The 19939-nt window shown below is 62.0% G+C and carries 11 protein-coding genes; all 11 read right to left on the bottom strand.

From position 1 onward, the window contains the following. Positions 1 to 5: 5 nt before the first annotated feature. Positions 6 to 1448, bottom strand: a complete 1443-nt coding sequence (gene glgA, locus AMK00_RS18540) for a glycogen synthase GlgA (RefSeq protein WP_064811342.1) — start codon at positions 1446 to 1448, stop codon at positions 6 to 8. 3 nt (positions 1449 to 1451) lie between these two features. Continuing rightward, entirely contained in the window at positions 1452 to 2714 is a 1263-nt protein-coding gene (gene glgC / locus AMK00_RS18535; protein ID WP_064804961.1) for a glucose-1-phosphate adenylyltransferase, read from the bottom strand. Between the two features lie 18 nt (positions 2715 to 2732). Beyond that, positions 2733 to 4940: a 1,4-alpha-glucan branching protein GlgB gene (glgB, locus tag AMK00_RS18530; protein ID WP_064804960.1), complete on the bottom strand. Its 2208-nt coding sequence runs from the start codon at positions 4938 to 4940 to the stop codon at positions 2733 to 2735. Further along, on the bottom strand, positions 4937 to 7399 hold the full coding sequence (locus AMK00_RS18525; protein ID WP_064804959.1) for a glycogen/starch/alpha-glucan phosphorylase: 2463 nt from the start codon (positions 7397 to 7399) through the stop codon (positions 4937 to 4939). Before AMK00_RS18525 ends, glgB begins: the two co-directional genes overlap by 4 nt. 273 nt (positions 7400 to 7672) lie before the next feature. Continuing rightward, positions 7673 to 8893: a TadE/TadG family type IV pilus assembly protein gene (locus AMK00_RS18520; protein ID WP_064804957.1), complete on the bottom strand. Its 1221-nt coding sequence runs from the start codon at positions 8891 to 8893 to the stop codon at positions 7673 to 7675. 114 nt (positions 8894 to 9007) lie between these two features. Beyond that, positions 9008 to 9886 carry a transglutaminase family protein gene (locus tag AMK00_RS18515; protein ID WP_064804955.1) on the bottom strand — a complete coding sequence of 293 codons (879 nt, stop codon included), beginning with the start codon at positions 9884 to 9886 and terminating at the stop codon, positions 9008 to 9010. A 4-nt stretch (positions 9887 to 9890) separates the two neighbouring features. Next, positions 9891 to 12308, bottom strand: coding sequence for a circularly permuted type 2 ATP-grasp protein (locus AMK00_RS18510; protein WP_064811341.1), 2418 nt, complete (start codon positions 12306 to 12308; stop codon positions 9891 to 9893). A gap of 39 nt (positions 12309 to 12347) precedes the next feature. Beyond that, positions 12348 to 15671 carry a transglutaminase family protein gene (locus tag AMK00_RS18505; RefSeq protein WP_064811340.1) on the bottom strand — a complete coding sequence of 1108 codons (3324 nt, stop codon included), beginning with the start codon at positions 15669 to 15671 and terminating at the stop codon, positions 12348 to 12350. A 111-nt stretch (positions 15672 to 15782) separates the two neighbouring features. Continuing rightward, positions 15783 to 17165, bottom strand: a complete 1383-nt coding sequence (locus AMK00_RS18500) for a sensor histidine kinase (RefSeq protein WP_064811339.1) — start codon at positions 17163 to 17165, stop codon at positions 15783 to 15785. Next, positions 17162 to 17839, bottom strand: a complete 678-nt coding sequence (locus AMK00_RS18495; protein WP_064811338.1) for a response regulator — start codon at positions 17837 to 17839, stop codon at positions 17162 to 17164. Before AMK00_RS18495 ends, AMK00_RS18500 begins: the two co-directional genes overlap by 4 nt. A 93-nt stretch (positions 17840 to 17932) precedes the next feature. Continuing rightward, positions 17933 to 19801, bottom strand: a complete 1869-nt coding sequence (locus AMK00_RS18490) for a TPR end-of-group domain-containing protein (protein WP_064811337.1) — start codon at positions 19799 to 19801, stop codon at positions 17933 to 17935. Between the last annotated feature and the right edge of the window lie 138 nt (positions 19802 to 19939).

Genomic DNA, 19939 nt, shown 5'->3' with positions numbered 1-19939 from the left:
TTAGGTCACATGCCTTTCGAGACGAGGCTTGAATAGAGGGCAGCGTAGCGTTCGGCGCTCTTCTCCCAGGAGACATCCGATTTCATGCCTTGCTTTTGCAATTGGGTCCAGAGTTTTCGGTCCGCGTAAAAATGCATCGCACGGCGGATTGCCTGTAGCATGCCCGTTTCGGTCACGGGTGAGAATTGTATGCCGGTTGCCACTTTCGCCGCAAGTGCGGCGTGATTGGCGTCGATGACGGTGTCGTTCAATCCGCCGGTGCGTGCGACGATCGGCACGCAGCCATAACGTAGCCCGTAAAGTTGGGTGAGGCCGCAGGGTTCGAAGCGCGACGGGATGATGATGGCGTCGCAGCCGGCCTGCATCAGGTGCGACATCGGTTCGTTATAGCCGATCGAGACGCCGATGCGGCCGGGATGGCGGCTGGCGGAGGCAAGCAGCGCACCTTCGAGCGCTGCTTCGCCGGAGCCGAGCACGACGAGTTTGCCGCCCATGGCGACGATCTGGTCGGCGACGTTGGCGACGATATCCATGCCCTTCTGCCAGGTAAGGCGGCTGATGACGCAGAAGATCGGCGCATCGTCATTGTCGAGATGGAAGAACTCGGCGATCGAGCGGCGGTTTTCCTCACGGTTCTTCAGCGTTGTCGGGCCATAATGGGTGTGGACGACGGGATCGGTCGCCGGGTTCCAGACATCGGTGTCGATGCCGTTGACGATTCCATGCAAATCGTCGATGCGGGTGGCGATGACGCCTTCGAGCCCCATGCCGAATTCCGGCGTCAGGATTTCGTCGGCATAGGTCGGGCTGACGGTCGTGACCGCATGAGCGGTCTGCAGGCCGCCCTTGAGGAAGCCGACCGTGCCGTAATATTCGATGCCGTCGACGGCGAAGGCATGGTCGGGCAGGCGCAGACCCGGAAAGATGTCGGAACCGAACTGGCCCTGGAAAGCGATGTTGTGAATGGTCAGCACGCTCGGCAGTTCCGGCGTCGGATAATAGCGCATATAGACCGAGGTCAGCGCCGCCTGCCAGTCGTGGGTGTGGACGAGATCCGGCCGCCAGCCGGGCAGCAGACCGGCGGCGATCTCGGAAGCGGCGAGCGACAGGGCGGCGAAACGGCGCCAATTGTCGGGATAATCCTTGCCGAGCGGATCAAGATAAGGACCGCCCGGCCGGTCGTAATAAGCGGGCGCGTCGAGGACGAGCAGATCGAGGCCCTCGTGTTCAACCTCGAGCACGGTCGCCCGCTCACCGAGCAGGTCCGGGAATTCAAGCCTGACGACTGGGTCGCGAATGACCTTCATGACGGCGGGATAGCCGGGCAGGAGGGTCTTGGTCTCGACCTCGAAGTCTTTCAGAGTAATGGGCAGGGCGCCGGACACATCGGCCAGGCCCCCTGTCTTGATCAAGGGGAAGACTTCGGACGAAACCGAAAGAACTTTCATAAGTCAAATATCCAGCTTGTCGATCATCGGCTGAGTGATCAGGCAGATGCCGCTTTCCGTCCGTCGGAAGCGCTTGGTGTCGAGCTCGGGATCCTCGCCGACCACAAGACCCTCCGGAATGACGACGCCATGGTCGATCACCACGTTCTTGAGCTGGGCGCGCCGTCCGATCTTCACATTCGGCAGGATGACCGCTCCCTCCAGCTTGGAAAAAGAATTGGCCCTGACGCCGGTGAAGAGCAGGCTCTTGTTGAGGCTGGCGCCTGAGATGATGCAGTCGCCCGAGACGACGGAGGACGTGGCCGATCCGCGGCGGTCGTCGTCGTCATGGACGAACTTCGCCGGCGGGGTGATCTCGGCATAGGTCCAGATCGGCCAGGACTTATCGTAGATATCGAGTTCCGGGACGATGGCCGTCAGGTCGATATTGGCCTGCCAGTACGCGTCGATCGTGCCGACGTCGCGCCAGTAGGGCTCGTGCTCGAAATCGGAACGGACGCAGGACTTGGCGAAACGGTGGGCGACCGCCTTCCCGTTTTTGACGATATAGGGGATGATATCCTTGCCGAAATCGCGGCTCGAGGTCGGGTCGGCGGCGTCGCGGCGCAGCGCATCGAGCAGGAACTTGGTGTGGAAGACGTAGATGCCCATCGAGGCGAGCGCGAAATCCGGCTTGTCGGGAATGCCGGGCGGATCGGCCGGCTTTTCGATGAAAGCGAAGATCTCATCCTTTTCGTTGACATGCATGACGCCGAAGCCGGTTGCTTCCATGCGCGGCACTTCCAGGCAGCCGATCGTCACGTCCGCGCCGGAATCGACATGCTGCTGGAGCATGTATTCATAGTCCATCTTGTAAACATGGTCGCCGGCGAGAATGACCATGTACTCGACGCCGTAATCCTCGATAATATCGATGTTCTGATAAACGGCGTCGGCAGTGCCTTCATACCACTGCGTTTCGGAAACGCGCTGCGAGGCAGGCAGGATGTCGAAACTTTCGTTTCTTTCCGGGCGGAAGAAGTTCCAGCCGCGTTGCATGTGACGGATCAGCGAATGCGCCTTGTACTGCGTCGCAACGCCGATGCGGCGAATGCCTGAATTCAGCGCGTTCGACAGGGCGAAATCGATGATGCGGGCCTTGCCGCCGAAATAAACAGCGGGCTTGGCGCGTCGGTCGGTGAGTTCCTTGAGACGGCTCCCCCTGCCGCCCGCCAGAACATAGGCCATTGCATCGCGGGCAAGTGGCTGAATACGCTTCTCTACCATTTTCTCCTCCCACCAGTCTTAATTTTCAGGTTCAAGCATGATTGTCGCCAAGGGCGGCAGCGTGATCGAGCAGGTGATATTGCCGCCGGCATCGACGGCCTGCACGCGCCCGCCATTGCCCTTGCCGCTGCCGCCATAGATGTCGGCATCGGTATTCAGAATCTCGCGCCAGCGGCCTGCGGAAGGCAGGCGTAACAAGTAGTTCTCGCGGTAGACGGGCGTAAAGTTGGTGATGACGACGATCGGCTTCTGGCCCGGCGCCTTGCGCTGCCAGGCGAAGACGGAATTCTCGCCGTCGTCGGCAATCAGCCATTCGAAGCCTTCGCCCTCGCAGTCACGCTCATGCAGGGCGGGTTTGCTGCGATAGGTGAAGTTGAGGTCGCGCACCAGGCGCCGCATGCCCTCGTGCATACGGTATTGCAGCAGGTTCCAGTCGAGCGACCGATCCTCGCTCCATTCGCTCCACTGGGCGAATTCCTGGCCCATGAACAACAGCTTCTTGCCGGGATAGCCCCACATATAAGCGTAATAGGCGCGCAGATTGGCGAACTTCTGCCAGTCGTCGCCCGGCATCTTGGCGATCAGCGAGCCCTTTCCGTGGACGACCTCGTCGTGCGACAGCGGCAGGACGAAATTTTCCGAATAGGCGTAGAGGAGACCGAAGGTGAGCTCATTATGGTGGTGCTTGCGGTGCACCGGGTCGCGCTTCATGTAGCTCAGCGTGTCGTGCATGAAGCCCATGTTCCATTTGAAGCCGAAGCCGAGGCCGCCTTCATGCACGGGTTGCGAGACTTTCGGCCAGGAGGTCGATTCCTCGGCAATGGTCATGACGTTGGAATGCTGGCCGTAGATGCGGATGTTGAGGTCCTGCAGAAAGCGGACGGCTTCGAGATTCTCGTTGCCGCCATATTCGTTCGGGATCCATTCGCCATGCTTGCGGGAATAATCGAGATAGAGCATCGAGGCGACGGCATCGACGCGCAGGCCGTCAAGATGGAACTTCTCGGCCCAATAGAGGGCGTTGTTGACCAGATAGGAAACCACTTCAGTGCGGCCGAAATTATAGATTGCCGTGTTCCAGTCCGGATGGAAGCCCTTGCGCGGGTCTTCGTGCTCGTAGAGCGCCGTGCCGTCAAACCAGCCGAGGCCGTGTTCGTCGGTCGGGAAATGTGCCGGCACCCAGTCGAGAATGACGCCAATACCGACCTTGTGGCAGCCGTTGACGAAACGGGCGAAGCCTTCCGGCTCGCCGAAGCGGGCGGTCGGCGCGTAAAGGCCGGTCGTCTGATAGCCCCAGGAAGGGTCGTAGGGATGCTCTGTGATCGGCAGGAATTCGATATGAGTGAAACCCATGTCGACGCAGTAGGGGATGAGACTGGAGGCGAGCTCGTCCCAGGACAGCATGGTGCCGTCCTGCCGGCGCTGCCAGGAGCCGGCATGCACCTCATAGATCGAGATCGGCTGACGGCGCTTGTCAGTTTCGCGCCAGTGCTTCAGATGGGCCTCGTCCTCCCAGACCTGCTCCAGTTCGGCAGCGGCGATCGAGGCGGTCTTGGGTCTGAGCTCGCTGCGGCGGGCGAAGGGATCGGCCTTCAGCGGCAGCAACACGCCGTCGTGGCCGCGAATCTCGAACTTGTAGGCGACGCCGAGCGGCACATCGGGAGCGAAGATTTCCCAGATGCCGCTGTCGGCGCGGAAGCGCATGACATGGCGGCGGCCGTCCCAGCCGTTGAAATCGCCAACCACGGAGACGCGCTGGGCGTTCGGCGCCCAGACCGCGAAGTGGATGCCCTGCGCGCCGTCATGCTTGATGAGATGGGCGCCCATCTTGTCGAACAGGCGCAGATGCGAACCTTCGCGGGCGAAATAGTCGTCCATCGGCCCGAGCACCGGCCCGAAGCTGTAAGGGTCGGTGACTGCCCATTCGGCGTCGCCGCGCCGGGCGCGGTAGCGCACCGGCTGCAGTTTGGCGAGTGAAACCGGCCCGGCGAAGAGGCCATCGGCGTGGAGTTGATTCAATTCGCCGACAATCCCGCCATCGAGGGTCATGGCGGTCACTTCCTCCGCGCCCGGGATGAAGCACCGGGCAACGAAAGCCTCGCCGGCCTGGTGCACACCTAGGACGGCAAAGGGATTGGAATGCGAGCCGGCAAGGATCGCCGTGATTTCATCTGCCGAAATTTCCCAGGAAAGCTTTACTTCAGGGACGGTTTTCGGCGTTTTCATCCGGCTCTCCAGATTTCGTCTGCATATTGCCTGATCGTGCGATCGGAGGAGAACCAGCCCATCCGTGCCGTATTGTTGATCGTCTTCGTGTACCAGGCGGACTGGTTGGTCCAGATCTGATCGACGTCGCGCTGGGCCTGGGCATAAGCGTCGAAATCGGCGGCGACCATGAACCAGTCATGCGAATAGATCCCGTCGATCAGCGCCGTGTAGCGATTGCGGTCGTCGGGCGAGAAGACGCCGGAGCCGATGGCTGAAAGCGCCTGGGAGAGTTCGCGGGACCCTTCGATAATGGCGCGTGGATTGTGGCCGTCGCTGCGGACTTTGGCGACCTCATCAGCTCTGAGGCCGAAGATGACGATGTTATCTTCGCCGACATTGTCGCGCATTTCGACATTGGCGCCGTCGAGCGTGCCGATCGTCAGCGCTCCATTGAGACCGAACTTCATGTTGCCGGTGCCGGATGCTTCCATGCCGGCGGTCGAGATCTGCTCGGAAAGGTCGGCCGCCGGAACCATGACTTCGGCGAGCGAGACATTGTAGTTGGGCACGAAGACGACCTTCAGCAGCCCGCGCACCGCCGGATCGTTGTTGATCGTGCGGGCGACGTCATTGATCAGCTTGATGATCAGCTTGGCATTGTAATAGCTCGGCGCCGCCTTGCCGGCGAAGAGTTTCACGCGCGGCACCCAGTCCAGCTCCGGATGCGAGCGGATCTGGTCGTAGAGGGCGACGGCTTCGATGATGTTCAGAAGCTGGCGCTTGTATTCGTGGATGCGCTTGATCTGGATGTCGAACATCGCCGACGGGTCGAGCTTCACGCCCATGCGGCTGGCGACGAGATTGGAAAGCGCTACCTTGTTGGCCCGCTTCACCGCCGCGAACTTCTGCTGGAAGGTCGGATCGGAAGCATGTGCCTCGAGCGGGCGAAGCTTTTCGGCATCATCGAGGAACGCATCGCCGATCGCCTCGCGGATCAGACCGGTGAGGCCGGGATTGCACTGCTGCAGCCAGCGGCGCGGCGTGATGCCGTTGGTCTTGTTGTTGATGCGGTCGGGATAGAGCTTGTGCAGGTCGGCAAAGACCGTGACCTTCATCAGGTCGGTGTGCAGCGCCGAGACGCCGTTGATCGAGTGCGAACCGATGAAGGCGAGATTGCCCATGCGCACGCGGCGGTCGCCGCTTTCCTCGATCAGCGAGATCGAGCGGATTTCGCTGTCGGAGAAGTTCTTACCCTTGCGGGCTTCGAGCAGGATCTTGGCATTGATCGCGTAGACGATCTGCATGTGGCGCGGCAGCAGGCGCTCGAACAGCGGAACCGGCCAGCTTTCCAATGCTTCCGGCAGAAGCGTGTGGTTGGTGTAGGAAAAGGTGCGGCGGGTGATATCCCAGGCTTGGTCGAAATCCATGCCGTGCACGTCGCAGAGCAGACGCACCAGTTCAGCGACCGAGACGGCCGGATGGGTGTCGTTCAGCTGAATGGCCACCTTGTCCGGCAGCGAGGTAAAGTCGTCATATTGCTGCAGGTGGCGGCGCAGAATGTCCTGCAGCGAGGCCGACGAGAAGAAGAATTCCTGGCGTAGCCGCAATTCCTGACCGGCAGGGGTTGCATCGGCAGGATAGAGGACGCGGGTCAGGCTTTCGGCCTTGTTGCTTTCGCGCAGCGCGCCGATGTGGTCGCCGGCGTTGAAGGCATCGAGCAGGATCGGATCGATCGGCTGCGCCGACCAGAGGCGCAGCGTGTTGACGCGTTTTCCCCGCCAGCCGACCACCGGCGTGTCGAAGGCGGCAGCGATGACGCGCTCGGCCGGCTTCCAGACGTAGCGCGGCTGGTCGTCATGGGTGGTGATGAATTCGACGGCGCCGCCGAAACCGATTTCATAGGCGCTCTCGCGGCGCTCGAATTCCCAAGGGTTGCCGTGGGCGAGCCAATTTTCCGGCAGTTCCACCTGCCAGCCGTCGGCCATCTGCTGACGGAAGAGGCCGTGGACGTAGCGGATGCCATAGCCATAGGCCGGAACATCGACCGTCGCCATGCTTTCCATGAAACAGGCGGCGAGACGCCCGAGACCGCCATTGCCGAGCGCGGCGTCCGGCTCCAGGCCGGCGATGACGTTGACGTCGACGCCGAGGGAGCTAAGAGCATCGCGCACCTCTTCCATCAGGCCGAGGTTCGAGACGGCATCGCGCATCAGGCGGCCGATCAGGAACTCGAGAGATAGATAATAGACGCGCTTGGCTCCGGTCGCATAGACCTCACGGGTGGAGGCCATCCACTTGTCGATGATGCGGTCGCGCACCACCAGGATCGTCGCCGTCAGCCAGTCATGCGGCTTTGCCACCTTGGCGTCCTTGCCGATGCGGTAGGTCAGGCGTTCGATGATTTCTTCAGCGAGAATTTCCGGCCTTGAGCTGCGGGGAGCGGGAGAGGGGATAACCGGCTTGGAAACGGTATTCATGGTCAGATCTCGCCAATTTTAATTTGGTATCAGGGTGTTATGCCCGATTTAATCGATTTGTCGCCTGCGCTTGCGACAGTTTATGCATCGTTAGGAAGCACTTGCAACAAAGGATTTGGACAAACGAAAAATTTGCGAAACCTTCATATTCACATTGACCGGGAGGATTGATTTCAATCGCCTTTCCCGATCTGAAGGCCGGCAGCAACAGCGAAAAGCCGCGCCGGTTTGTTCCGGCGCGGCTTTTCCTTTGCCCTTTGTCGCGGCTGTAGCTCAGTTCGTCAGACGTGTCAGCTGAGCGGAGGCCTTCGCACCGATCGCCTGAAAGGCGGCAAGGAGGTCTTCCATTTTTTCAGCCTGGAAATAATGGGAGTCGTCGGAGGCGCAATAATGCAGCAGCGCCTGCCCGCCTGCGGGTGCCATAAAGGCAATCGTATAGATTTCGATGCCTTTCGCTTTCGCGTCGTCGCATGTCTTCTTCGTTGCAGTGTCGTAGGAACGGCCGCCGCTGCTATCATTGTTGTTGTCGCCGTCCGTCATGAAGACGATGTACTTCTTGGGCACTTGCCCGGTTTTTTGCTGATGGGCGGCGTTTTCGACGTCATTCCCGGCAGCGTTCTTAGCTGTCAGAGACAAATAGGCCGTGTTCATTGCGCCGCTGGAGTTCGTGCCGCCTCCTGACTGAAGCGCGTTGACGTAGTTTGAGGCAGCGGCGGTCCCCCAGGCGAGACTGCTGGCGGGGTATTCAACGATATCGTAGGATACCGCGCCTGTGCGTACATATTCGGCATTGGGATCCGCGCTATTGAGCTGACCGAAGAGATTGCCGGCGGCGAGCTTCAGCGCTTCTATCTTTGTGTAGTAACGCGTACGCGTGCCGGTGCAGGTGTCGTAGACTGTCCTGCCGCCATTGTTCAGATGAGGATTGCACTTGTAGGTGAAGGATTCCGTCGTGACAGTGGTGGTCGGATCTCCCATCGACCCCGATTTGTCGAGGGCGAGGAACATGGAGATCGAGCCTTGGGTCTCTGAATGACCACCGACCGTCGTGCCGGTGGTCGAGAGATGCTGCGTGCTGAAGCCGACTGCCTGCATGAGCGGATTGACCGTGAGGTCGTAACTCGGCGAAACCGTTACTTGGTAGGATGTCGATTTGCCCGATGTCGTTGTTTGGACATTGACGCTCGTCGTGCTCTTGATGTCGGTACCGCTCTGCAGATAATTCGCCATCTGCCCGGCGACGAAATTCCGGGCGAAGGCTTCGGCCTCAGAGGTTTGGATCGTGCCATTCGCCAGTGCGGTGGCGGTCGCAAGCGCCGCCGAATCGGCTGCTTCCTGCAATTGCTGTTTCGAGAGCAGCATATCACCGACCTGGATCGCCATGCCGGCAGCGCCGAGAAGAACCGGCGCCAAAATCGCCGTCATGATACCGAAATTACCGCCTCGATCGCTGAACATGCGACGCAGGCAGGGACGCAAAAACGAGGTGCTCATCATGTTCACCCAACTGGAAACCCTGTGAGGTGATTTACGCACGCTGCCTCTTTACGCAGTCCTTACTGCGTCAATAGAATTTTAACGAATCGGCTAATTTTTCCAGTTTTGGGATTATTTCAGCGGGATGACATCGACCGCCTGAACGGCGCGCTGGCCGCCATAGCTTTTCAATACGCCGATGACGGGGACGACATCGGAATAGTCCCGTCCATAGGCGACGACGATATGGTCCATACCGGCGGGAATGTTGTTGGTCGGGTCGAGCTCGATCCAGCCGATCGTCTCGCCGCACCAGACCCGCACCCAGGCATGCATGGCGTCTGCCCCTTCCAGCCGTTCCTTGCCGGGGGGCGGAATGGTGCGCAGGAAACCGGAGACGTAGCCGGCCGGAATGCCGAGGCTTCTGAGCGCCAGGATCATGATGTGGGTGAAATCCTGGCAGACGCCGTGTTTCAGCCTGAACGCCTCGAGCGGGGTCGTGTCCACTGTCGTCGCGTCGGAATCGTAGGTGAAATCCTTATGGATGCGGGCGCAGAGCGCATGAGCGATCTGCATGGCTGTCAGCTGGGGCGTGACGCAGCTTCGTGCATAATCGCCAATCTCGCGCGCCTGCGTCAGGCGCGGGCTGTCGCCGAGAAAGTGATGCGGCGAATCCGGCGCCAGCGACCAGACGTCTGATATTTCTTCCGGCAGGTCGGCAAGCAGCGGAGAGAAATCGGCGGCGATCGGCTGGCTTTCGACCTGCACACGGGCCTGCATGCGAATGTCGAGCGTCTCGTGCGGCGTCCGCAGCATGAAAGAGGTGGCGGGATGTTGAAAGAAATCGACGAAATGCGACTGCTCGTCCGGTGTCGGCGAGACGGTGATCGAGCCGGCGACCAGGCGTTGGCGGTTGCTCAGCGACAGCGGCATCAGTCGCATGATATGGCGAGCGCCGGAGGCCGGCACGTCGTAGCTGTAACTCATGCGGAGCGAGAGATCGTAAAGCACGCCGTCACCCGAGATAGGTCTGGGCGAGCAGATCGGAAAGCTGCTCCAATTCGCGTTCGAGCCGCTGGTAGACCTCGACTCCCATGCCCTCCGGCGTCATCACCGCCAGGCCGGAATGAAGCCGCATCGCCTCCCGGTAGAAGGGCGACATCTGCCCATTGATCAGGGCGTTCGGCAATTGCTCGACCTCATGGTGGATCTCGTTCACCTGGAAGAGGACCGAGCGAGGATTGAGGGGATCGAGCGCCAACAGGTCGGTGACGGTCAGCCGCGCGGTATTGACGTTGTAGCGGCGACGGTGGGTCATGACGCTGTCGCCGATCTCGAGCAGCATGTCGAGCGCGCCGTCGGGCGCTTCCGGGCCGGACATGTGGCCGAGCAGGCGCGTCATGTGCAGGCCACGCTCGATATAGCGGCCGAGCGAGAGGAAGCGCCAGCCCATGAAGCGGTACATGTTTTCGTGCACGAGGCCGGCAAAGCCCGCGAGCTTGCGCAGGAGGATCGTCATCGCATGGCTGGCGTCATCGCCGGCCGTGACGGTGGCGTGAAACCGCCGGGCGGTCTTGGCGAGATCGTTGAGGGCGAGCCAACCATCGGGCGAGAAGCGGTCGCGGATGTTGCTGGCCGAATAGACGGCGCTGTCGATGTTGCGCAGGAGCCTCTCGGGCACGGGCTCGGCCGTATCGATATCGACGGCCGCGAGATAGGCTGAGACATCGGCGAGCAGCGGCTGGCTCGGATCGGCAGCTTCGGCAAAACGCGCATGCCAGGCGCGCAGGATGCGCAACGCTCCTTCGGCGCGTTCGATGTAGCGGCCGAGCCAGAACAGATTGTCGGCCGCCCGGCTCGGCAGGCTGCCCGGCATGTTGCGGGTGAAGCTGCCTTCCGCCGGCAGCAGGGTGTGACGCTCGACCGGCTTGTCGCTGACGATCCAGACGTCGGCGGCCGCTCCGCCGGACTGCATGGCGATCGCCGAGACGTCGGCGCCGGACCCGATGCGGGCAAAACCGCCGGGCATGATCTGCCAGCCGTTTGCCGTGCGGGCGGCGAAGACACGCAGCGACATCGGCCGCGGCACGAGCTTGCCGTTCACCCAGGCGGGCGTCGTCGATAGCGTGACGACCTCCTGTCCCACAAGTTTCGGGCCGTCCGAGTTCAGCCAGTCGGCAATGGAGTCCTTGGCGGTCGCCCGCAGCGACGAGCCGAGGACAGATTCGCCGTTGTCATCGAAGAAGGGGGCGCGGGAATAGGCCGGGCCGATCACCATTTTCTCGATATTCTTGGCGACCTGCTCGCGCTCTTCCTTCTGGCCGCACCACCAGGTGGCGATCGACGGCAGTTTCAGATCCTGCCCGAGCAGATGCCGGCAGATGGTCGGCATGAAGGCCAGAAGCGCCCGGGTTTCGAGAATGCCGGTGCCGAGCGCATTGACGATGGTGACGCTTTCGGCGCGCAGCGCCTCCACCAGACCAGGCGTGCCGATATGCGAATTCTGGTTCAGCTCCAGCGGGTCGGCAAAGGCCGAATCGAGGCGGCGCCAGAGCACGCCGATCGGCTTCAGGCCAGCGACGGTGCGCACCATGACGCGGCCCTTGACGACGGCGAGATCCTCACCCTCGAGCAGCATGAAGCCGAGATAGCGGGCGATGTAGGCGTGTTCGTAATAGGTCTCGTTGGCGGGACCTGGCGTGAGGACGGCGATGCGGTCGTCGCCCGAATGTTTCATGTCCTGCAGCGCATCGCGGAAGGCGCCGAAGAAGGAGGCGAGGCGGTGGACGGGCGTTTCGGCGTAGATATCCGAGAAGGCTCGTGTCGTCGCGACGCGGTTTTCAAGCGCAAAGCCGGCGCCGGAGGGAGCCTGGGTGCGGTCTGCCAGCACCCACCAATTGCCGTCAGGCCCGCGGCCGATCTCGAAGGCGCAGAAGTGAAGATAGTGGCCGGATGCCGGCCGGATGCCGGCCAGCGGGCGCTGAAATTCGGGATTGGCGGCGATCAGCGCCGGCGGCAGGAATCCTTCCTCCACCAGCCGGTTCTCGCCGTAGATATCGGCAATGATCGCCTCCAGCAGGTCGGCGCGCTGGACGAGGCCTGCCGACAGCGCCTGCCATTCGCGCTCATCGATCAACACCGGGATATGCGAGATCGGCCAGGCGCGTTCGCCGGTACCCTTGCTGCCATAGGCACGGTAGAAGACGCCGGCGTCTCTGAGGTACCGGTCGGCGCGGGCGAAGCGCTCCGCGAGATCCTTTTCCGGCATTGCGCCGAGATGCGAGAGGAAACGCTGCCAGACGGGGCGGACCCCGCCTTTATTGTCCACCATTTCGTCGGCGGTGCCGGGAAGCGGCGCATAGCCGAAGGCCGCATCCTTGCCGATGCTGCTCTCCGCCTCTTCCCTGCGCTCCACTGCCGGTCTCTTACCCATCAAACCCCAACTTCAACCCTCGGCCTCTAGCCCCGGTCCTCAAATGCCGGCGGGCCGCCTCAGATCCAGCGTCAGCGGGAATTCCGGCGAACCCGTCTCGGCGCGCGGGATAAAACCGCCCGCCGTATGCCCCCACGGCTCGAAGCGGGCGAGCCGCCTTGCTTCCGCCTCGTTGCCGTTGACCGGGAAGGTGTCATAGGTCCGGCCGCCCGGATGGGCAACATGATAGATGCAGCCGCCAATCGAACGTTTCGACCATGTATCATAAATATCAAAAGTCAAAGGTGTGTTGACCGGCAACACCGGATGCAAGCCAGAGGCCGGTTGCCATGCCTTGTAGCGGACGCCGGCGACCGATACGCCCGACGTGCCGGTCGGCGTCAGCGGCAGGACGCGGCCGTTGCAGGTGACGGTGTAGCGCGCGGTATTGCTTGTTTCGAAGCGTAGCTGCAGGCGTTCGACGGACGAGTCGACATAGCGCACCGTGCCGCCGATCGCGCCTTGCTCACCCATGACGTGCCAGGGTTCCAGCGCCTGGCGCAGTTCCAGCTTCGATCCTTCATATTCGACCTCGCCGCAGAAGGGGAAGCGGAATTCGAGCTGGGCTTTGAACCATTCAGGGCTGAGATCGAAGCCGTTTTCGCGCAAGTCCGCCAGCACATCGAGGAAGTCGGCCCAGACATAATGCGGCAGCATGAAGCGGTCGTGCAGCGAGGTTCCCCAGCGTACAAACTTGCCGTCGGCCGGATTCATCCAGAAGCGGGCGATCAGCGCACGCACCAGCAATTGCTGGGCCAGCGACATGCGGGCATTCGGCGGCATCTCGAAACCCCGGAATTCCACGAGACCGAGGCGACCTGTCGGGCCATCGGGCGAGAAGAGCTTGTCGATGCAGATTTCGGCGCGGTGGGTATTGCCGGTCACGTCGATCAGCAGGTTGCGGAACAGGCGATCTACGAGCCAGGGCAGCGGCGGTTGGCCGCGGCCGGGCGCGGGGATCTGCGCCAGTGCGATTTCCAGCTCGTAGAGGCTGTCGTGACGGGCCTCATCGATGCGCGGCGCCTGGCTGGTTGGGCCGATGAACAGGCCGGAGAAGAGGTAGGACAGCGACGGATGGCGTTGCCAGTGCAGCACCAGGCTCTTCAGAAGGTCGGGGCGGCGCAGGAAAGGACTGTTGTTGGGGTTGCTGCCGCCGACGACGACATGGTTGCCGCCGCCGGTGCCGGTGTGGCGGCCGTCGATCATGAACTTGTCGGCGCCGAGACGGCTCTGGCGAGCCTCCTCGTAGATGGCAGTGGTGATGTCGACCGTCTCTTTCCATGTCGAGGACGGATGAATGTTGACCTCGATGACGCCGGGATCCGGGGCGACGCGGATGACGTTGATGCGCTCGTCCTGCGGCGGCGGATAGCCTTCGATGTGAACGGCGAGGCCGAGGGCGGCTGCCGCTCGTTCGGTGGAGGCAATGAGATCGAGATAATCTTCGAGCGTTTCTGTGGGCGGCATGAAGACGCAGAGGCGGCCGTCGCGCGGCTCGACGGAAAGCGCGGTGCGGACGTGGCCGCCGATCTCGTTCAACGATTGGGGTGCCGCCGGCTGCTGGTCGGTGAAGGGCTGGAAGTGCGCGGCTTGCAGCGGACGCCCGCTATCCTCGCCGAAATCCGGCAGTTCCGGGCGCTGCACAAACGGATCCAGCGGGTTGATATAGGGATATTGCGAGGGCGGGATATAGGCGAGCGAGTTGAGCGGCAGACGATAGCCTACGGGACTGTCGCCCGGCACGAGGAAGATGCGGCCGCGCCGCGTCGACCACTTCTCGCTCGTCCATGTGCGGCCGCTGGCGCGCGCGTTCCAGGCCTGAACAGGCAGGACATAACCGGTCGCGCGGGTCAGTCCGCGATCGAAGACACGGGCGATACGGCTGCGCTCCTCGGCGTCCTTGAGCTTGGAATTCGCCGGATCGACATTCTCCGGCAGGTTCGCTTCCTTGGTGAGCCATTCGGCGGGATCCTCGAAGGCCGGCGCGACATATTCGGGGGAAACATCCAGCTCGCCGGCAATCGCCGTCAGCAGCCGGCCGGCATCATCCTCCGTGACCTCATAATTGCGGCCCTCGGTGGCGACGAGATTGTCATCGGACCAGATCGGCAAGCCATCCTTGCGCCAGTAGAGCGAGAAGGTCCAGCGTGGCAGGCTTTCGCCCGGATACCATTTGCCCTGGCCGTAATGCAGGAAACCGTTCGGGGCGAAGCGGGTGCGAAGCCGGCGGATGAGCGCGTCCGCCTTTTCGCGCTTGGTCGGGCCGACGGCCTCGGTGTTCCATTCGGCGGATTGAAAATCGTCGATCGAGACGAAGGTCGGCTCGCCGCCCATGGTGAGGCGCACATCCTCGGCTTCGAGGATGCGATCGACCTTCTCGCCGAGTTCGTTGAGTTCGTTCCAGCTGTCATCGGAGAAGGGCTTGGTGATGCGCGGATGCTCGGCAACGCGCGAGACCTTCATATCGAAGGCGAATTCGGTTTCGGCCTCGCCGAAATAACCGCCGGAAATCGGAGCGGCGTTGCGATAGTGCGGCGTTGCTGCAAGCGGGATATGGCTTTCGCCGGTTAGAAGGCCGGAGGTCGGATCGAGGCCAACCCAGCCGGCACCGGGCAGATAGACCTCGGCCCAGGCATGCAGGTCGGTGAAATCGACTTCGGTCCCGGAGGGGCCGTCGAGCGCCTTCAGGTCAGGCGTCAGCTGGATGAGGTAGCCGGAGACGAAGCGGGCGGCAAGGCCGAGGTGGCGCAGGATCTGGACGAGCAGCCAGCTGGTGTCGCGGCAGGAGCCTTTGGCGTTTTCCAGCGTCTCTTCCGGCGTCTGCACACCGGCTTCCATGCGGATGACATAGCCGATCTGCCGCTGCAGGCGGGCATTCAGGCCGACGACCATATCGATCGTCGGCTGGCCCGGCGACCAATCGAGCGTCGGCAGCAGCGCCTTGAGACGCGGGCCGGCCGGCTCCGGCGTCATGTAGATCGACAGATCCTCCCGGATGGTTTCAGGATAATCGAACGGCCACTTGGTCGCCTCCTCCTCGACGAAGAAATCGAAGGGATTATAGACCGTCATGTCGGCGACGAGGTCGACCTCGATCTTGAATTCCGTCACCGGGTCCGGGAAGACGAAGCGGGCGAGGTAATTGCCGTAAGGGTCCTGCTGCAGATTGACGAAGTGGTTGGAGGGGGTGACCTTCAACGAGTGGCTGAGCACCTGCGTCTTCGAATGCGAGGCCGGTTTCAACCGGATGATCTGTGGGCCGAGCCGGACCGGTTTGTGATAGGTATAATGCGTCAGGTGATAGATGCTGGCTTTGATCGACATATTTCTCTTTTTTATCCGGCGCGCATCATTGTGCGGCTTGCTGTTCCCGAAGCCAGTGTGTGCAATGCAGCGAAAGAAAGCAAGGGCGGAAGGCCGAGGACCCGGCGGCTTTTACGCCGCCTTGGCGAAGGTGACCCCCGCCTTCAGGCCCTTGCCGCCCGCGCCTGGCTCCAGCGTCAAGGCGGCGTTGAAAAGATTGGCGATTTCCTCGACGATCGGCAGGCCGAGGCCAGCGCCGGGCGCGCCGGAATCATTGCCGCGCGAAAAGCGCCTGCGGACTGCCTCCAGCTTCTCGTTAGGAATACCGGGACCATTGTCCTCGACTTCGAGGCGAACCGTGTCGGCGGCTGCGATGATGCGGACGGTGACCTCAGCCCCCTTGCCGGCATAGGCGATGGCGTTGCCGGCGAGGTTGCGCAGCATCTCCCCGATCAGCAGGGGCTCGGCGCGGATCATGGCCGGGCTTTCGCCCTCGAAGCCGAGATCGATGCCGGCGACGGCGGCCGCCGGGATCTGCTCGCCGGTGATTTCCTGGGCGATTGCCGCAAGGTCGATGGCGGAGGCGGTCAGCGCCTCCTTGGCCGTGGCGGCGTCGATCTTCGCCATTAGGAGAAGCTGGGCAAGGATGCGTTCGGCGTGCGCCACGGCCTGGTCTCCCTTCAGCGCTGCCGCCTGGGCTTCATCAAGCGTGCCGGCGCGGGCCGAAAGGGCGAGCTGGGTACGGATGATCGCCAGCGGCGTGCGTAGCTGATGGCTAGCATTGCCGGTGAAATTGCGCAGCGCATCGAGGGCCGACTGCAGGCGGACCATGAAAGAATTCACCGTATCGACCAGCGGCTCGACCTCGCTCGGCACGGTTTGTTCGATCGGATGCAGATCGTCAGGACTGCGTTCGCCGATGGCGTCGCCGAGCTTGTAGAGCGGGCGGAGCGCCACCGTGACCGATATCCAGACGATGACCGCCGCGCCCAAGATCATGAAGGCGAGACGCAGCGCCGAACGCACGAGAATCGCCTGCGTCAATTGCCGGCGGGCGATGGTGGTTTCGGCGACCGTCACGACGAAGGGCACGGAGCGGATGCCGGTCGAAGCCGAACGCTCGAGGGTGGCGATGCGGATCGGCTCGCCGCGAAAGCTGTCGTCGGCAAAGGCCGCGGCATTGCCGGGCGTCTTCTTCAGGACCGGCAGGGATTGATAGCCGGTGATGAATTGGCCGGGAGGACCGTCAACACGGTAGAAGACCCGGTCCTGCGCCGCCGAGGTCAGCATTTCAAGGGCGACATAGGGAATGTCGACCTGCAATGTCCCGTCTTCGGCGACGACGACGCGTTCGGCAATTGCCAGAGCAGAGCCGGCGAGCACGCGGTCGGAGACGATATTCGACGTCTGAACCGCCTCACGATAGGTATCGGCGAGTGCCACCGTGCCGATGACTGCGGTCGAGATGAGCAGCCAGAAGAGCAGCCGGCGCCTGAGGGAGTAGGCGACTTTCATGAGGCCTCGGGCAGCTTGTCGAGATAGTAGCCGATGCCGCGGGCAGTCTTGACCGTCAGGCCGTACGGCGAGAGGCGCTTTCTGAGCCGGCTGACATATTGCTCGATCGCGTTTGCGGAAATGTCGTCGTCAAAGGCCGTCAGCGACTGGATGATCGCCTCCTTGGCCACGACCTTGCCAGCCCGCATGAAGAGGATTTCGAGCAAGCCGAGTTCGCGGGCGGGAATATCAAGCGGGATGTCGCCCGATGAAAAGGTGCGGGAATTGAGGTCGAAAGAAATGCCGCCGAAACCGACGGTCGCCGAACGCAGCCCGGCCTGGCGGCGCAGCAGCACGCGTACGCGGGCCTCGAACTCGGCGATATCGAAGGGTTTGATCAGATAATCGTCGGCGCCGAGATCGAGACCCTTCACCCGTTCTTCCGGCGTGCCGCGCGCCGTCAGGATCAGGACGGCTGCCTGGTTCTGCCGGGCGCGCATGGCGCGCAGCACGTCGAGCCCGTCCATCTCGGGCAGGTTGAGGTCGAGAATGACAAGATCGAAATTTTCAGCCGCGATGACCGCATTGGCGGATGCGCCGTCATGGACGACGTCGACGGCATGGCCCGTGCCGCGCAGGATCGCCGACAGGCCGTCGGCCAGCGCGATATTGTCTTCTGTGAGCAGGATGCGCACGGATGTTCCCTCTGTTTTCAAAGGAGATTACAGAGGTGGCGGAGCGATGTCATAGCGATTTTCAAAATTCGGTGAATGGCCGAGAACGGGATTTCAGCTCCCGGTCCTCTCGATCCGCTCACGTTCCGTCATTGCGGTCGCCAACAATTTCCGGAAGCGAGGATCGTCGCGGATGTTGTCGAGGTCGGAATCATTGTTGAACCATTTGATGTGATAGACGGAGCTGTGCGGCAGCAGCTTCTCGAGCAGGTCGATTGCTCGGTCGGTATCGCCGAGGACGGAATAGACGCAGGCAAGATTATACTGGGCGACGATGTCGTCGGGATCGATGGCGATCGCGCGGGCGGCCCAGTCGCGTGCCCGCGTTGCATCGCCGAGATGGGCAAGCGCCAGCGCGCCGCGATGGGCCGGTCCGGAGTTTTCGGGATTGAGGTTCAGCGCACGTTCGGCGCGCAGCAGGCCGAGTCGCGCCCAGTTTTCCGTATCCACCGGACGGCCGAGCGAGCGGTAGGCCGACATCAGATGGATCGGCGAGACGTAGTCGTCAGGGCGGATTTCGGCGGCGCGGGTGAAATATTGAACGGATTCGGCAAAGTTGCCGCGCATGAAGAAGAACCGGGCGTAATGGAAATTCGCCTCGAAGAGGTTCGGGTCGAGCGTGAGGGCACGTTCGAAGGCGGCCGCCGCCCGATCATCGAGGCCGCTTTGATGCAGCGCCAAGCCATGCGAGGCATGAGCTTCGGGAAGATCGGGATCGAGCTGAAGCGCCCGGGCGCTCATTTCGAGGATGCGCCTCAGCGGCACATCGTCGGGCGCCCAGTCGCGGATCGCAGCGTCGCAATCGGCGATGCCTGCATAGGCCCGGGCATAATCAGGGTCGAGTTCCACCGCCTTGCAGAACATGCGCCTTGCGAGCTGCAGGTAGGATTTCGTCCAGCTGTGGGAGAGCTGGCGGCCCCTGAGATAATAGGTGTAGGCCTCGACATTGGCCGTCGGTTCGTTGGCGATCGCCTTCTTCTCCTCCGGCAGCAGGCGCACCTTCAGCTGGCTGACGATCGCCTGTGTGATTTCGTCCTGAATCGCAAAGATGTCGGTGAGATCGCGGTCGTAACGCTCGGCCCAGAGATGGTCGCCATTGGCAGTGTCGATCAGCTGGCCGGAGATGCGTACGCGCTTGTCGAAGATGCGCACGCTTCCTTCGAGCACATAACGCACTCCGAGTTCCTGGGCGAGGCGCTTCAACTTCACCGATATGCCCTTGTAGGTAAAGATGGTGTTGCGCGGCACGACGTGCAGGCTCGAGATCTTCGAGAGATCGGTGATGATATCTTCGGTGATGCCGTCGGAAAAATAATCCTGATCGGCGTCGCCGCTCATATTTGTGAAGGGCAGCACGGCAATGAAGCAGGTATTGCGGTTCTGTGCCACCAGTCGGGTCGATGAGGGCGGCGCCAAGGTGACGGTGTAGACGTGAACGGGCTGCCTGATATTCTTCAGCATGTGCTCGCCGATGAATTCGAAGCCGAGATTGAGGCGCGAGCCGACCTGGTCGCGCACGGAGGCCGACACGGCGATGCCGCCCGGTGCTGCGATACGCTCGAGCCTTGCGGCAAGATTGACGCCGTCACCGAATATGTCGCCGTTCTCGACGACGACATCGCCGAGATTGATGCCGATGCGGAATTCAACGCGCTCGTCCTTCGGCACGTTCTCGTTGCGGGCGGACATGCTGCGCTGTATTTCGGCGGCGCAGGCGACGGCATTCACCACGCTCTGGAATTCGGCAAGGATGCCATCGCCGGTGAGTTTGACGATCCGGCCCTTGTAGTCCGAAATACGAACGTCAACCAGCTCGCAGCGATGACGGTTCAGCGCCTGCAAGGTGCCTGACTCATCAATGCCCATCAATCGGCTGTAGCCGACGACATCCGCAGCGAGAATAGCGCTCAGTCGTCGTTCCATGACCCCTCCCATGGGTCTTCCCAGAATAGTTTAGCTTTTTTAGAGTTTTTTGTCGCGTATAGTCGTCTCCCGAAAAAGTAAATTCGGGCGGCTTCGACGTTTTGACGCGGCAGCGCACCCTATATCGTCCCCAATCTT

Source organism: Rhizobium sp. N621, assembly GCF_001664325.1.
In the GTDB taxonomy this organism is placed as follows: Bacteria; Pseudomonadota; Alphaproteobacteria; order Rhizobiales; family Rhizobiaceae; genus Rhizobium; species Rhizobium esperanzae.
The sequence above is the reverse complement of the archived record's forward strand: the minus strand, read 5'-3'. Positions and strand labels throughout refer to the sequence as shown.

What these genes read in the sequence shown, in the direction of transcription:
- glgA (WP_064811342.1), bottom strand. Translation starts at nt 1,448, where the DNA reads ATGAAAGTTCTTTCGGTTTCGTCCGAAGTCTTCCCCTTGATCAAGACA.
- glgC (WP_064804961.1), bottom strand. Translation starts at nt 2,714, where the DNA reads ATGGTAGAGAAGCGTATTCAGCCACTTGCCCGCGATGCAATGGCCTAT.
- glgB (WP_064804960.1), bottom strand. Translation starts at nt 4,940, where the DNA reads ATGAAAACGCCGAAAACCGTCCCTGAAGTAAAGCTTTCCTGGGAAATT.
- AMK00_RS18525 (WP_064804959.1), bottom strand. Translation starts at nt 7,399, where the DNA reads ATGAATACCGTTTCCAAGCCGGTTATCCCCTCTCCCGCTCCCCGCAGC.
- AMK00_RS18520 (WP_064804957.1), bottom strand. Translation starts at nt 8,893, where the DNA reads ATGAGCACCTCGTTTTTGCGTCCCTGCCTGCGTCGCATGTTCAGCGAT.
- AMK00_RS18510 (WP_064811341.1), bottom strand. Translation starts at nt 12,308, where the DNA reads ATGGGTAAGAGACCGGCAGTGGAGCGCAGGGAAGAGGCGGAGAGCAGC.
- AMK00_RS18505 (WP_064811340.1), bottom strand. Translation starts at nt 15,671, where the DNA reads ATGTCGATCAAAGCCAGCATCTATCACCTGACGCATTATACCTATCAC.
- AMK00_RS18500 (WP_064811339.1), bottom strand. Translation starts at nt 17,165, where the DNA reads ATGAAAGTCGCCTACTCCCTCAGGCGCCGGCTGCTCTTCTGGCTGCTC.
- AMK00_RS18490 (WP_064811337.1), bottom strand. Translation starts at nt 19,801, where the DNA reads ATGGAACGACGACTGAGCGCTATTCTCGCTGCGGATGTCGTCGGCTAC.